This window comes from Neorhizobium sp. T25_13 (genome assembly GCF_002968675.1).
Taxonomy (GTDB): Bacteria; Pseudomonadota; Alphaproteobacteria; order Rhizobiales; family Rhizobiaceae; genus Neorhizobium; species Neorhizobium tomejilense.
The window spans coordinates 428,181-441,010 of record NZ_PVBI01000005.1 but is presented as its reverse complement, the minus strand read 5'-3'; the positions used below and the strand labels follow the sequence as shown (position 1 = coordinate 441,010).

General features: G+C 62.1%; 15 protein-coding genes, 1 other RNA gene and 1 pseudogene. 8 read left to right on the top strand and 9 right to left on the bottom strand.

Annotated features, from left to right (window positions below; all coding sequences use genetic code 11):
* Positions 1-14: 14 nt before the first annotated feature.
* On the top strand, positions 15-626 hold the full coding sequence (locus tag C5J22_RS15020) for an MOSC domain-containing protein (protein WP_105438842.1): 612 nt from the start codon (positions 15-17) through the stop codon (positions 624-626).
* On the opposite strand, the gene C5J22_RS15015 is transcribed toward C5J22_RS15020, so the two are convergent.
* A complete protein-coding gene (locus C5J22_RS15015) occupies positions 623-1,234 on the bottom strand; it encodes a LysE family translocator (RefSeq protein WP_105438841.1) in 612 nt (203 codons plus the stop codon). The two genes, C5J22_RS15020 and C5J22_RS15015, sit on opposite strands and share 4 nt — an antisense overlap.
* 37 nt (positions 1,235-1,271) lie before the next feature.
* Here C5J22_RS15015 and C5J22_RS31650 point away from each other — a divergent pair.
* Positions 1,272-1,472: pseudogene (locus C5J22_RS31650) on the top strand (MOSC domain-containing protein); the annotation flags it as partial.
* Between the two features lie 183 nt (positions 1,473-1,655).
* Here C5J22_RS31650 and C5J22_RS15005 read toward each other — a convergent pair.
* The 4 genes from C5J22_RS15005 to ffs all read right to left on the bottom strand — a co-directional run bounded on the left by C5J22_RS15005 (position 1,656) and on the right by ffs (position 4,667).
* Complete coding sequence (locus C5J22_RS15005; protein ID WP_245440390.1) at positions 1,656-2,093, bottom strand: hypothetical protein; 438 nt, start codon at positions 2,091-2,093, stop codon at positions 1,656-1,658.
* A gap of 162 nt (positions 2,094-2,255) precedes the next feature.
* The gene (locus C5J22_RS15000; RefSeq protein WP_038547916.1) at positions 2,256-2,579 is read right to left on the bottom strand and encodes a YbaB/EbfC family nucleoid-associated protein; all 324 of its coding nucleotides are present in this window, start codon (positions 2,577-2,579) and stop codon (positions 2,256-2,258) included.
* Positions 2,580-2,597: 18 nt separating this feature from the next.
* Positions 2,598-4,484, bottom strand: coding sequence for a DNA polymerase III subunit gamma/tau (locus C5J22_RS14995; RefSeq protein WP_105438840.1), 1,887 nt, complete (start codon positions 4,482-4,484; stop codon positions 2,598-2,600).
* Positions 4,485-4,570: 86 nt separating this feature from the next.
* An RNA gene (ffs, locus tag C5J22_RS14990) (signal recognition particle sRNA small type) lies at positions 4,571-4,667 on the bottom strand.
* Between the two features lie 86 nt (positions 4,668-4,753).
* On the opposite strand from ffs, the gene C5J22_RS14985 reads away from it, so the two are divergent.
* The 4 genes from C5J22_RS14985 (at position 4,754) to C5J22_RS14970 (ending at position 7,293) form a co-directional block, all read left to right on the top strand.
* Positions 4,754-5,161 carry an HIT domain-containing protein gene (locus C5J22_RS14985; protein WP_105438839.1) on the top strand — a complete coding sequence of 136 codons (408 nt, stop codon included), beginning with the start codon at positions 4,754-4,756 and terminating at the stop codon, positions 5,159-5,161.
* On the top strand, positions 5,158-6,117 hold the full coding sequence (nudC, locus tag C5J22_RS14980) for an NAD(+) diphosphatase (protein ID WP_105438838.1): 960 nt from the start codon (positions 5,158-5,160) through the stop codon (positions 6,115-6,117). The genes C5J22_RS14985 and nudC overlap by 4 nt, the downstream gene beginning before the upstream one ends.
* A gap of 4 nt (positions 6,118-6,121) precedes the next feature.
* On the top strand, positions 6,122-6,817 hold the full coding sequence (locus C5J22_RS14975) for a YafY family protein (protein ID WP_105417003.1): 696 nt from the start codon (positions 6,122-6,124) through the stop codon (positions 6,815-6,817).
* Positions 6,818-6,918: 101 nt separating this feature from the next.
* The gene (locus C5J22_RS14970; protein WP_105438837.1) at positions 6,919-7,293 is read left to right on the top strand and encodes a VOC family protein; all 375 of its coding nucleotides are present in this window, start codon (positions 6,919-6,921) and stop codon (positions 7,291-7,293) included.
* A 165-nt stretch (positions 7,294-7,458) separates the two neighbouring features.
* Here C5J22_RS14970 and C5J22_RS14965 read toward each other — a convergent pair whose 3' ends face one another.
* Complete coding sequence (locus C5J22_RS14965) at positions 7,459-8,322, bottom strand: prephenate dehydratase (RefSeq protein ID WP_105417007.1); 864 nt, start codon at positions 8,320-8,322, stop codon at positions 7,459-7,461.
* A gap of 11 nt (positions 8,323-8,333) precedes the next feature.
* Complete coding sequence (locus C5J22_RS14960; RefSeq protein WP_046667193.1) at positions 8,334-9,092, bottom strand: 3-deoxy-manno-octulosonate cytidylyltransferase; 759 nt, start codon at positions 9,090-9,092, stop codon at positions 8,334-8,336.
* A gap of 151 nt (positions 9,093-9,243) precedes the next feature.
* On the opposite strand from C5J22_RS14960, the gene C5J22_RS14955 reads away from it, so the two are divergent.
* Positions 9,244-9,825 carry a cytochrome c family protein gene (locus tag C5J22_RS14955; protein ID WP_046667194.1) on the top strand — a complete coding sequence of 194 codons (582 nt, stop codon included), beginning with the start codon at positions 9,244-9,246 and terminating at the stop codon, positions 9,823-9,825.
* Positions 9,826-9,914: 89 nt separating this feature from the next.
* Here the strand turns inward: C5J22_RS14955 and C5J22_RS14950 are convergent, their stop codons facing one another.
* Entirely contained in the window at positions 9,915-10,859 is a 945-nt protein-coding gene (locus C5J22_RS14950; RefSeq protein WP_172746630.1) for an AEC family transporter, read from the bottom strand.
* A gap of 386 nt (positions 10,860-11,245) precedes the next feature.
* On the opposite strand from C5J22_RS14950, the gene C5J22_RS14945 reads away from it, so the two are divergent.
* Positions 11,246-12,238 (top strand): adenosine kinase, encoded by a 993-nt coding sequence (locus C5J22_RS14945; RefSeq protein WP_105438836.1) that lies wholly within the window; start codon positions 11,246-11,248, stop codon positions 12,236-12,238.
* A 25-nt stretch (positions 12,239-12,263) separates the two neighbouring features.
* Here C5J22_RS14945 and C5J22_RS14940 read toward each other — a convergent pair whose 3' ends face one another.
* Positions 12,264-12,806, bottom strand: a complete 543-nt coding sequence (locus C5J22_RS14940) for an SH3 domain-containing protein (protein WP_105438835.1) — start codon at positions 12,804-12,806, stop codon at positions 12,264-12,266.
* Positions 12,807-12,830: the final 24 nt, after the last annotated feature.

The window sequence follows — 12,830 nt, the reverse complement described above, 5'->3', positions numbered from 1 at the left end:
CGGAAGGGCCGCTTATGAAACTTCTCGCCGTCTGCCTCGGGCGCCCGGAAAGGCTGCCGGGCAAGAGCTTCAAGACCGGCATCTACAAGTCGGCCGTCAATGCCGCCGTCATGATCGACAGCCTCGGCCTCGTCGGTGATGCGGTCTGCAACACGAAACACCATGGCGGCGAGGATCAGGCGATCCTGCTCGAAGGCTCGCTGACGCTGGACTGGTGGGCGGTCGCGCTCGGCCGTGATTTTTCGCCCGGCACGTTCGGCGAAAACTTGACTATCGAAGGTCTCGACAACCGCGATGTCGCCGTCGGCGACCGTTTTCATATAGGCGAAGTCGTGCTTGAGGCGACGTGCGCCCGCTCTCCCTGCAACACGCTTGCGGTGAAGATGGGCGATCCGAAATTCCTGAAGACCTATAGTAAAGCCGCCCGCCCCGGCATCTATTGCCGGGTCGTTAAGCCTGGCATGGTCTCCCCCGGCGATCTCGTCCGCCACGAACTCTATGCCGGCGATCGCGTCATGATCGCGGAAATGCTGGCGGCTGTCGGCAGGAACCTGTCGGAAACCGAAAGAGCCCGCTTCCTGGCCGCACCCATCGGCCACCGTTGGCGGCCGACGTTCGAGACCTAGCGGGTCGCGATCGCCGCTGCCGCACTCGCCATGGCGCCTGCCGAAACCCGGTTGGCGATCTTCACGGCCCGAGGGCTCCTCAGGAACTGACGCGCCTTGGCGGCAAGCAGCACCCATGCGAGATCGACGACCACGAGCACCAGGAACATCGCGGCGACCAGTTCCAGCCAGCCGGTCAGCGTCACGCCGCCGAGATCGATGATCGAAGGCAGCAGCGCCACATAGAACATCATGATCTTCGGGTTGCCGAGCGTCACGGTGAGGCCGGCGAAAAACATCTTCAGCGCTGAGCGATTTTCCGGAAGGTCTTCGCCGGAGCCGGCGGGTTCGGTGAACCACATCTTCCATGCGAGATAGAGGAGATACGCGACGCCGATCCACTTGATGGCCACGAAGACGGCATGGAAGCTCTCGGCGATGGCGGCAAGACCTGCGACCGCAAACGAAAGCCATATGGCCTCGCCGACCCACATCGCCGCGAGAAACGGCAATACGTCGCGATACCCCTTGGACAGAACGCGGGCCACGAGCGCGGCTATGCTGGGACCAGGCGAACCTGCAGCGACAAAAAGTGCCGCCGCGAAAACCAGAAGTGATGTCAACGTCATCGGAACCTCCCTATTCCATCGGACCCAGGGTCAGAACGGCATCTATTGCCGGGGCGTCACGGATGGCGTGGCCGAAGCCGGGACGCCGGTGGAATATCAACCCTTTCCCGGAGAAAGGGTGACGATGCCGGAGCTAATGGAAACCTTCGGCCGGCGGCTTTCGGAGTCGGACCGGGCGCGATATCTCGCTGCTCCCATCCACTACAAGCTGCGGGCGATGTTGGAGCCCGGAATATAAGGGCAATGCACAGCGACAATGACGCCCCGTACTTACGCTGGCGAACGGCGATCTATTCCTGGCATGAATCTAGCCGAACAAAAGGCGGCAACAGAAAGCCATTTTTCCGCTCGTCCTTGGTTAGCAGATCCTTCCGCTTAACTTGGACGGCCATGTGCTTGCTGCAGGCGATGGAGAGGGCGGTCAAATTCCGAAGGCAATGTACGGCGTTTGATCACCGGAGGAAATGTCGGTGACCGGGATCAGGAACGGTGCCATCTGTTCATTGGATGTAGCCGGACCATTGACTTCTTTAAAGCATTCGTAAGCGACGGATTTGTCACTATTTTTCTTGACGGTAGGCAAGTCTAAATTGCACATGGGTATCACATCGCCGCATATGACAACGCCATCGATAGACCAAACCAGTTTGGATTTTCGCCAAGTTTCAAATCTTACCAGCTCCGCGTAGAATGGGTGTTCTCCAGCGCGCACCTTATAGAAGATTTTAGTGTCGTCGCCCGTATTAGACTGATCAAAGACATAAACACGCTTGTTACGATCGCACTGGCTCGCATTGACAACCGTCGGCGTGAATAGAGTAGCTGCGAGGCAAAGGCGAAAAACGCCGGCGATCTTCATGAAAAACCTTATGAGATCTGTGGAACTACTGGTGAAATATGAGAGCAATTCCAGCAAAAGTATGGCGCTGTTTTGCGCCGGGAATTGCTTGAAAACAAAGGGATAGAGCCTTTCCGCAATCCGAAGAAAGCAGGAATGCCTTAAAGACCGAATTGCGTGCTTTCAGAACGGCATCTTGAAGCCGGGCGGGATCGGCAGGCCGGCGGTCAGTTCCTTGGTCTTTTCGGCGGCGATCGCCTCGGCGCGCTCCTTGGCGGCCTTGTGGGCGGCGACGATCAGGTCCTCGAGGATCTCGACATCGTCCTCCTTGAACAGCGACGGATCGATCTTGAGGCCGAGCATGTCGCCCTTGCCGTTGAGCCGCACGGTCACCAGCCCGCCGCCGGATGTGCCTTCGACGTCGAGAGCGGCGATTTCCGCCTGCATCTGCTCCATCTTGGCCTGCATTTCCTTGACCTTGCCCATCATGCCCATGATGTCGCGCATCTGTCTCGTCCTCTTCTCTTATAGCTCGATGTCGTCGCCGGGCAGGATGTCGCCCTCTTCGGATTCCGCGGTCGCCGCCGCCGGCAGGTCCTCGGTCTCTGTCTCATCCTCTTCCGTCACGCGGATACGCACGTCGGTGATCCTGGCGCCGGGGAACTGGGCGAGGATCGCCGCCACGTCCGGGTCGGCGCGGGCGTCGGTGAACTGCGCTTCCCGCACGCTCTTTTCGGATTCGACCAGCGTCGGCTCGCCGGCCTCGTTGCTGAGCGTCACCCACCAGGTAATCCCGGTCCATTCCTCCAGCCGCGCCTTGAGGTCGCCGGCAATGGTCTTCGGCGCGTCGCCGGACAGGTTGATCTCCAGCCGGCCCGGCTCGATCTTCACCAGCCGCACGAAATTGCGCAGCAGCGCCTTTAGCCGCGGGTCGCGGTTCTTGGAGCAGAGATCGGCGATATCCGAGATCGAATTGACCGGGACCTTCGGCACAGGCTTTTCGGCCGGCTGTTCTTCCGCGCGGCCGACGGGTATTTCCCGCGGTACGGTATTCGGCACGGCCTGCAGCATCGCGGTCGGCCCACCGGCCGGTATCCGCGGGCTCGACATTTCGGTGCCGCGGGCATTGACCGGCGATTGCGGCGGCGAAACGGGACGTCCGCCGCCATTGCCGTTCGGTACCGGCGCCCGCTGGCCGTCGCCATTGGAAAATTCGGCAAGCCTGCGGGCGGCATCCTCGGGGGAGGGAAGATGGGCCGCATGCGTCAGCCGGATCAGCACCATTTCGGCCGCCCCCGCCGGGCGCGAGGAATTTTCCACTTCCGGAATGCCCTTCAGGAGCATCTGCCAGATGCGCGACAGCGTACTCACCGCCACGCCTTCGGCAAATTCGCGGCCGCGCACGCGCTCCACTTCGCTGATCGAAGGATCGCTGGCGGCGTCAGGGATATATTTGAAACGGGTGGTCAGATGGGTGAAATCGGCAAGGTCGGTCAAAACCACGACCGGATTGGCGCCAGCCTCGTATTGCTCCGTAAATTCCGAAAGCGCCGCCGTCACGTCACCGCGCACGATATGTTCGAAAAGATCGACGATGCGGGCGCGGTCGGCAAGTCCCAGCATGCCGCGCACGGTCTCCGTGATCACCTGGCCGCCGCCATGGGCGATAGCCTGGTCGAGCAGCGACAGGCCGTCACGCGCCGAACCTTCCGCCGCACGCGCGACCATGGCGAGCGCTTCCGGTTCAGCCGGAATGCCTTCCTTTTCCAGGATCGAGGTGAACAGGTGAACCAGGTCAGCGGCGCTGATGCGGCGCAGGTCGAACCGCTGGCAGCGCGACAGCACGGTGATCGGAACCTTGCGGATTTCGGTCGTCGCGAAGATGAATTTCACATGCTCCGGCGGCTCTTCGAGCGTCTTCAACAGGCCGTTGAAGGCCTGCGTCGAGAGCATGTGCACTTCGTCGATGATGTAGACTTTGTAGCGCGCTGAGACCGGACGGTAGCGCACCTGCTCGATGATCTCGCGGATGTCGTCGATGCCGGTATGGGAGGCGGCGTCCATCTCGATCACGTCGACATGCCGGCCTTCCATGATCGCCTGGCAGTGTTCGCCGGGGATCCTGAGGTCGATCGTCGGCTTGTCGATGTCGGATGTCTTGTAGTTCAGCGCGCGGGCGAGAATGCGGGCGGTCGTCGTCTTGCCGACCCCGCGAACGCCGGTCAGCATATAGGCCTGGGCGATGCGGCCGGTCTCGAACGCGTTGGTCAGAGTACGGACCATCGGCTCCTGACCGACCATCAGGTCCGAGAAATCCTTGGGACGGTATTTGCGGGCGAGCACCCGGTATCCGCTGCCTGCGGCGGGATTGGCGGCGGAGGTGCTTGAAGATGTGGGCCCGGTATTGCTCATTCAGTCCTGCCAGCCTGCGCGGGCCAATCCTGAGCACGGTCTTGACCGGGCCGGAAGCTGACCAAGATGGTAGTACAAGTAAAAGGGTGGGAGGCTGGCACGGCGACCCGTGCCTGGCTCGTTAGGGCTGCTTCCTTCCGGACCTGACCCGGTTGGCGAGTGGCTCGTCCACCACCAACCTCCCGCTTCCCATATCGTCAATAACGCTTCCAAATGCAAGCCAACCCTGTAAAAAACTGCTATCGAACAGAAAAACAAGGGAGGAAAGTTTGAGCGAATTCGAACTGGATGGCAGGATTGCCCGCGATTCCGATCTTGTGACGGTGCTGGGCCTCTGCCAGTTGCGCTTCCAGAACGACAGCCGCTGGCCGTGGCTGGTCCTGGTGCCGCAACGCGCCGGCATGACCGAGATCTTCGATCTTTCGCCAGCCGAACAGGCGCTGCTCTCGGTCGAGGTCAACAGGGTGGCCGCTGCCCTGAAGACGGTGACCGGCGCCACCAAGATCAATGTCGGCGCACTCGGCAATATCGTCCGCCAGCTGCATGTCCATGTCATCGCCCGGTTCGAGGAAGATCCGAACTGGCCCGGCCCGATCTGGGGTTTCGGCCAGCCGGTGCCCTATGGCGGGCAGCAGAAACAAGATTTTCTCAACAAACTGGTTGAAGCCCTTTCATGACAGCGAACCTTTTCGACACCGACGCACCCCATCCCGAACCGAGCAAGCTGACGGCCTTTTCCGGCAACAAGCTGGATCGCCGCGCCGAATACCGTGAGGACGATTGCGTCGAGAAGGCGCTCGCCGTGGAGGGCGCCCATATCCTCGCCTTCACCGGCAGCCGGTTGATCCTGAAGCACGACAGCCAGATCCTCGACCCGCTGTTTTCGCCCTACGAGCTCGCGGAACTCACGCCGGATTTCGACAACGCTGTGCTGCTCGGCTATCGCGAGACCGGCGAACCGCGCATCGCCGTGCCGATGCTGATCCCGGCGGAGGAACTGGCAAGCCACTACAAGCCGACCGAGGCGCGGGCGCTCTTTCGCGACCAACTCATCGAAGGCGAACTGCAGGGCGAGGTGGCGCAAGCCGTTGCACTGCTCAACTGGAATGCGGCCAACAAATTCTGCGGCAAATGCGGCTCGCCGACCGAAACCAGGATCGGTGGCTACAAGCGGGTCTGCACCCAGTGCCAGCACATGACCTTCCCGCGCACCGACCCGGTGGTGATCATGCTGACCGTCGATATCGAGCGCGACCGCTGCCTGCTCGGCCGCAGCCACCACTTTCAGGAAGGCATGTATTCGTGCCTCGCCGGTTTCGTCGAGCCAGGCGAAACGATCGAGGATGCGGTGCGCCGCGAAACCTTCGAGGAATCTGGCATCGAAACCGGCCGGGTCCGCTATCACGCCTCGCAGCCCTGGCCGATGCCGCATTCGCTGATGATTGGTTGTTACGCCGAGGCAAAATCCACCGAGATCAAGATCGATCCGCAGGAAATGGCCGATGTCCGCTGGTTCGAGCGGGCCGAAGCCGCCGCCATGCTCGATGCCGGCCCGGACGCTCCGGTTTTCGCGCCGGTCAAGGGAGCGATCGCCCACCGCCTGCTGCGCGACTGGATCGAGTGGAGCCGGTAGAACTATGACCGTCGCGAGGTCGGAGCGCCTGCTGGCTCTTCTCCAGACGCTCCGGCGCTACCGCCAGCCCGTCAGCGGCGCCAAGCTCGCCGCCGAGACCGGCGTCAGTCTGCGCACGCTCTACCGCGATATCGCCAGCCTTCAGGCTCAAGGTGCCTTCATCGAAGGCGAGGCGGGTCTCGGCTATGTGCTCAGGCCCGGTTTCATGCTGCCGCCGATGATGTTTTCGGAAGAAGAGATCGAGGCGCTGGTGCTCGGCTCCCGCTGGGTCGCAAAGACTGCCGATCCGCGGCTGGCCGCCGGCGCGGTTGATGCGCTCGCCAAGATCGCCGCCGTCCTGCCGGCAGATCTCAGGCAGGAACTCGACAGTTCGACGCTGCTTGTCGGAGCGCCGCGGCGAGGTGAGGACAGGGCCGATCTCGGCCTGATCCGAAAGGCAATCCGCGCCGAGCATATCCTTGAGCTCGCATATGAGGACGAAAAAGGGGCGCTGACCCATCGAAAAGTCTGGCCCTTCGCCCTCGGCTTCTTCGACAGCGTCAGGGTGATGGTTGCCTGGTGCGAACTGAGGCAGGACTTCCGGCATTTCCGCACCGACCGCATTTCCTCTGCGGCTTGGACGGAAACGCGTTATCCGCGCCGCCGGCCGGTCTTGCTCAAGGAGTGGCGAGAGGCTGAAGGAATTCCGGCCCAGCCATGAACACTACTGCCATTATCTGACAGTAGGCTGCGATAATCTACGGTCAGTCCCAACCAGGAGCAGTTCCCGGAAGAGGGAATTGCGTCACAAGGAGAACTGACATGGTCCATCCCGATTTTACCATCCTCTTCGTCGACAACCCGCTCGCCAGCGCGGATTTCTACCAGTCCCTCTTCGGCGTAGAACCCGTGGAAAGATCCCCGACCTTTACGCTCTTCGTGCTGAACACCGGCATGAAGCTCGGCCTGTGGTCACGCCACACGGCTGAACCGCCGGTGAAGGGCGAGTGCGGCGGCGGCACGGAAATCTGCTTCAGGCACGGGGACGCAGCCGGCGTGGACAAGACTTATGCCGACTGGTCGGGCCGCGGCCTGCGCGTACTCCAGACGCCGGTCGAGATGGATTTCGGCGACACGTTCGTCGTGACAGATCCGGACGGGCATAGGCTGCGGGTCTATGCGATGAGCGCACAGTAAGCGTAAACAGCCGTGGGGGTTGGGCGGGTGTGGCACCCGCTCTGCCCTGCCGGGACTCTCCCCTCGAGGGGAAGATCGCAACCCGACGTGTCCAGGCCGATCCTCGGGTTCAACACGAAGGCATTAGCGTGTCCCGTTTTCTACGGCCGCTCTCAGGCTCGCCTCTCACCCCTTCTGCAGCGCCCCGCGCATCGGGTGGCCCTTATACGTGCCGAGAACCCTGACCTTTTCCGAGAAGAATCGCAGTTCTTCCAGTGCCCGGCGCACGGGGGCGTCGTCCGGATGGCCTTCGATATCCGCATAAAACTGGGTCGCCACGAACTTGCCGCCGAGCTGGTAGCTCTCGAGCTTCGTCATGTTGATGCCGTTGGTCGCAAAACCGCCCATCGCCTTGTAGAGCGCGGCGGGGATATTGCGGACGTTGAACACGAAGGTGGTGACCAGCACCTCGTCCGGATCGTTCCGCTGCACCCATTTTTCGTCGCGGGAGAGCACCACGAAACGGGTGACGTTGTCGTCCCGGTCCTCGACATTCTCCGCCAGGATCTCGAGACCATAGAGATCGGCCGCAAGCCGCGGCGCCAGTGCCGCCATCGTCCGGTCGCCCTTTTCCGCCACCATCTTGGCGGAGCCGGCCGTGTCGCCTGCGACGACGGCCTTCCAGCCGTTCGAGCGGATGATCTTTCGGCACTGGCCGAGTGCATGGATATGGCTGTGGACGGTGCGGATTTCCTCGTGGGTCACGCCCGGCAGCACCATCAGCTGGAAGCGGATCGGCATGAAATATTCGCCGATGATATGCAGCCGCGATTCCGGCAGTAGGTGATGGATATCGGCGACGCGTCCGGCGATCGTGTTCTCGATCGGGATCATCGCCAGGTCCGCATCGCCGTTTTCGAGCGCCTGGAAGGCGTCTTCGAAAGTCGGGCACGGAAGCGGTTCCATGGTCGGGAACATGTCGCGGCAGGCCATGTCGGAATTGGCGCCGAAATCGCCCTGGAAGGCGATGCGATTGGTGAGTGCGTTCATGGGGTTATCCGTTACGAGGAGGCACGGGCAAACAGGATCGCACGGGCCTTTTCAAGGTCGGCGGGAGTATCGACGCCTAACGGAACCGAGTCAACGATCTCGGCATCGATGCGCATGCCGGCTTCGAGCGCCCTCAGCTGTTCGAGCGATTCGCGTTTTTCGAGCACGGACGGCCCGAGCGACACGAACTTTTCGAGCGCGGCGCGGCGATAGGCGTAGAGCCCGATATGGTGGTAGAGCGGCCCGTTGCCGTAGGGCGCGGTGGCGCGGGTAAAATAGAGCGCCTTCAACCGCGTTGCGGAAATCGGCGAGCCGACGATTTTCACCACGTTCGGATTGGTCTTTTCGTGTTCGTCGGTGATCTCGACGGTGAGGGTGGCGATGTCGGTCGAGGGATTGTCGAGCGGGCGCAGCGAGGCGCGCACCGCTTCCGGCTCGATCGTCGGCAGGTCGCCCTGAACGTTGATCACGAAGTCCATCTGCGCGTCCGGATCGGCCTTCTGGACGGCCTCGAAAATCCGGTCAGAGCCGCTTTGATGGTCCTGCCGGGTCATCACCACGTCGAAGCCCGCAGCGGCCACGGCGTCGTAGACGTCCTGGTGGTCGACGGCGACGATGATTCGCCCGACTTGCGCTTCCTCGGCGCGTTTTGCTACCTGCACGATCATCGGCAGGCCGGCAATATCAGCCAGAGGTTTTCCCGGCAGGCGGGTCGATGCCATTCGCGCCGGGATCAACACCAGCGTCCGGTCAAAAGCCGAATTCTTCATGAGAGACCCTTCTATTCCCGCGTAAACAGTGTCAAAAAGTCTCACGCGCGGGACGATAATCGTGTTGCAACAACCATGCAAAAGACATAGGTTCCGCGCGATTTCAAGATGGTCCGCTTTCCCACAAGCGGTTGCGAAGGAGCTTTTGCGGATGAACCCCAATGTCAACATGGCGGCAGGCGCCCTGCTTGCTACTGTTTTCGTCTTGATGTCGGTGTCCATTGCCTCGGAAGGCATTTTCCACTCCGAGGTACCCGAGAAGGCAGGATTTGCCATCGTCGCCGCCGAAGAGCCCGCAGCCGGTGAAGCCGCGGCACCCGCTGCCGCCGCCGTTCCGATCGCGCAGCTGCTGGCGAAGGCCGACGCCAAGGCCGGGGAAGCCGCATTCAAGAAGTGTCAGAGCTGTCATTCCGGGGAGAAGGGCGGACCGAACAAGGTCGGCCCCGATCTCTGGAGCATTGTCGACCGTCCTATCGCCGGACATGAAGGCTTTTCCTATTCGGCCGGCATGAAGGAGTTTTCCAAGGGCGGTGCCGAGCACTGGACCTTCGACAACCTCAACCATTTCCTGACCGCTCCGAAGGCTTTCGTGAAGGGTACGGCGATGGGCTTCGCCGGTCTGAAGAACGATGCCGAGCGCGCCAACCTGATTGCCTACCTGCGCACGCTGGCTGATTCGCCGGTTCCGCTTCCGGACCCGAATGCAGCCGCTCCGGCGCCCGCCACCAACTGATCGGCAATTCTCACGAATTTCAATCGAAATGCCCGGCGTCAGTCGGGCATTTTTGTTTTGGGCTTTCGTAATCGGAGATGCGGCTTGGCTCAGCCGAGCAGCCATGCCCAGAAGCCGACGGTGAAGACACCGAATGCGGTGGTCATGCTGATCACCGAGGCTGCAAGGCTATGGCCGGAGCGGAAGCGCTGGGCGATCAGCCAGGCATTGATGCCGGTCGGCACCGAGGCGGTCAGCACCAGCGCCGCGGTCCAGTCCTTCGGCAGGGCAAACAGATAACTTATCAGGAAGACGAGCGCCGGCAGCACCAGCAGCTTCAGCACCGCAGCGGCGCCCGAAAGGCCGATATCGCCCCGGATCGGATATCTGGTCAGCGCCATGCCGATCGATATCAGTGCAACCGGGCTCGCCGCGGCGGAAATCTGGTCGATGACGATGGCCGCCGCCGACGGGAGATGCAGGCCGAGGAAATTGAAGCCGACGCCGACGATGAGCGCGATCACCAGGGGGTTGCGGGCAAGGTTGGAGCCCACCTGCCCGAGGACCGCTGCGATGCCGCGCTTTTCGCCGCCGTCGACCTTGGCGGCCGCGCCCTCCATCAGGATCGTGCCGGCCACCATCATCAACGGCAGGTGGATCGCAAGCAGGATGGAGATCGCCACTAGGCCATCCTTGCCGACGACCTGGGCGACCAGCGGCAGTCCGATGAAGACGTTGTTGGCGAACGAGCCGGACATGCCGGCGATCACGCCGATCTTCGCATCCCGGCCAAAAACGCGGGTGGTGAGCATATGACCGATCCCCCAGGTCATGGCGACCCCGAGGAAATAGACGGTCCACAGCCGGAACGGCGAGGCTCCTTCGAAATGCGCATCCGCCAGCGTCCGGAAGATCAGCATGGGGACCGCGATCTTGAATACGAACTCGCCGAGCGCGTCGCCGGTCTCCTCCTTCAAGATCCCGGTCTTCGCTGTCATCCAGCCGATCAGGATCAGGATGAAGAGGGGCACGACATTCAGGAAGACGGAGGACAAGGGGCAGGCTTTCTGTGGAGACGTTTTTATGCGTCTAACGCATGTCGCGGCTTGCGACAAATGCGTTGGTGCAGAGAAACTGTTCGGCTGGAAGGCGCGGCGACGGCGCCCAACAAAAAAGCGGGGCAATCCCCGCTTTCCCTCCTGGTCTCGTCCAGGACATCCGGTGGTCGGCCGCCAGTTCATCCGTGGTCGGCAACACAACCGGATCGTCGAGTGTATAACCTGTGATCGTGACAGCAGAGTGACGGCCCGTGATCGGCCTTGGGAGACTTGGGGCAAAATGCCCCGGATTGCGGGCGTCGCGGTTATTTTCCCTTCCAATCTGGCCAAAACCCGAATACCGGTTTTCGCGACCAACTGCTTCCCAAGAGGATCAAGACCGGATGCCCAAGTTCGACGTGCTCGCCATCGGCAATGCCATCGTGGATATTCTCGCCCGCTGCGACGACAATTTCCTGAGCGACAATGCGATCACCAAGGGCGCGATGAACCTGATCGATGCCGAGCGCGCCGAACTCCTCTATTCCAAGATGGGTCCCGCAGTGGAAGCGTCCGGCGGTTCGGCCGGCAACACGGCAGCCGGCATTGCCGGTTTCGGCGGCAAGGCCGCCTATTTCGGCAAGGTTGCGGAAGACCAGCTCGGCAACATCTTCCAGCACGACATCCGTGCCCAGGGCGTACACTACCAGACCAGGCCGGAAGGCACCCACCCGCCGACCGCCCGTTCGATGATCTTCGTGACGCCGGATGGCGAGCGTTCGATGAACACCTATCTTGGCGCCTGCGTCGATCTCGGCCCGGAACATGTCGAAGAGGATGTCGTTGCCGAAGCCAAGGTCACCTATTTTGAAGGTTACCTCTGGGATCCGCCGCGCGCCAAGGAAGCGATCCGCGAATCGGCCCGCATCGCCCATGAGCATGGCCGCGAAGTGTCGATGACGCTGTCCGACCCCTTCTGCGTCGGCCGCTACCGTGCCGAGTTCCTCGACCTGATGTGTTCCGGAACGGTCGACATCGTCTTCGCCAACAGACAGGAAGCGCTGTCGCTCTACGAGACAGAGGATTTCGAACTGGCGCTGAAGAAGATTTCGCAAGACTGCAAGCTGGCGGCCGTGACGCTCAGCGAGGAAGGCGCGATCATCATTCGCGGCGACGAGCGCGTGAAGATCGACGCCTATCCGATCAGGGAACTGGTCGATACGACCGGCGCCGGCGACCTCTTCGCGGCCGGCTTCCTGTTCGGCTATACCCAGGACCGTTCGCTCGAGGATTGCGGCAAGCTCGGCTGCCTTGCGGCCGCCATCTGCATCCAGCAGATCGGCCCGCGCCCGATGGCGTCGCTCATTGAAGCTGCGAAGAAGCAAGGCCTCCTTTGAGGTTTGAGGCCTCGCAGGGAAGAGCTTATTTAAAGGCCTCGCCGGGATAGGCGCCCCAGATTTCGGCCTGGGCGATCCAGCCCTCGGCGCCGTTGGTTTCGGCGCGGCACCAATCGCCGTTGCATTCCTTGATCTGTAGCACGACCCCCGGCTCCAGCTTGGCGAGGACGGCGGCCGTCGCCTGCGGGTCGCGGCGCATGTTGACGTAGATATCCTTGCCCTTGCCGCGCATCCACGGGGCGGCGACCGCAGTCCGGTCGCCCGAGAGCAGGGCCTGGTTCACCCAGCCCTCTGTGCCCTCGGCGTCGCGGACCCGCCGCCAGTTTTCGTATTCCTGGATGATTTCCATCGGCGTGCCGGACTTCATATACATCCAGGACACCGCATAGTCCGTGCTCGGGCCGATGCGGATATTGACCTTCCTCGACTTGAGGCTGACGAAACGCGGCAGCGGCAGGCCACTCGGACCCTTGGCGGCACCCTGAGCGTAGCTCGGGGCGGGTGCGGACAGGGAGGCGACAAGCCCGAAGGAAAGAGCGATGAAGGAGCTGAGTATGGCGCGACGCATGTGTTTGGTTCCGGCTGAGCGATC

Coding starts and splice junctions, on each gene's coding strand:
- C5J22_RS15005 (WP_245440390.1), bottom strand. CDS start 2,093: ATGAAGATCGCCGGCGTTTTTCGCCTTTGCCTCGCAGCTACTCTATTC.
- C5J22_RS14945 (WP_105438836.1), top strand. CDS start 11,246: ATGCCCAAGTTCGACGTGCTCGCCATCGGCAATGCCATCGTGGATATT.
- C5J22_RS14965 (WP_105417007.1), bottom strand. CDS start 8,322: ATGAACGCACTCACCAATCGCATCGCCTTCCAGGGCGATTTCGGCGCC.
- C5J22_RS15015 (WP_105438841.1), bottom strand. CDS start 1,234: ATGACGTTGACATCACTTCTGGTTTTCGCGGCGGCACTTTTTGTCGCT.
- C5J22_RS14975 (WP_105417003.1), top strand. CDS start 6,122: ATGACCGTCGCGAGGTCGGAGCGCCTGCTGGCTCTTCTCCAGACGCTC.
- C5J22_RS14960 (WP_046667193.1), bottom strand. CDS start 9,092: ATGAAGAATTCGGCTTTTGACCGGACGCTGGTGTTGATCCCGGCGCGA.
- C5J22_RS15020 (WP_105438842.1), top strand. CDS start 15: ATGAAACTTCTCGCCGTCTGCCTCGGGCGCCCGGAAAGGCTGCCGGGC.
- C5J22_RS15000 (WP_038547916.1), bottom strand. CDS start 2,579: ATGCGCGACATCATGGGCATGATGGGCAAGGTCAAGGAAATGCAGGCC.
- nudC (WP_105438838.1), top strand. CDS start 5,158: ATGACAGCGAACCTTTTCGACACCGACGCACCCCATCCCGAACCGAGC.
- C5J22_RS14970 (WP_105438837.1), top strand. CDS start 6,919: ATGGTCCATCCCGATTTTACCATCCTCTTCGTCGACAACCCGCTCGCC.
- C5J22_RS14940 (WP_105438835.1), bottom strand. CDS start 12,806: ATGCGTCGCGCCATACTCAGCTCCTTCATCGCTCTTTCCTTCGGGCTT.
- C5J22_RS14995 (WP_105438840.1), bottom strand. CDS start 4,484: ATGAGCAATACCGGGCCCACATCTTCAAGCACCTCCGCCGCCAATCCC.
- C5J22_RS14955 (WP_046667194.1), top strand. CDS start 9,244: ATGAACCCCAATGTCAACATGGCGGCAGGCGCCCTGCTTGCTACTGTT.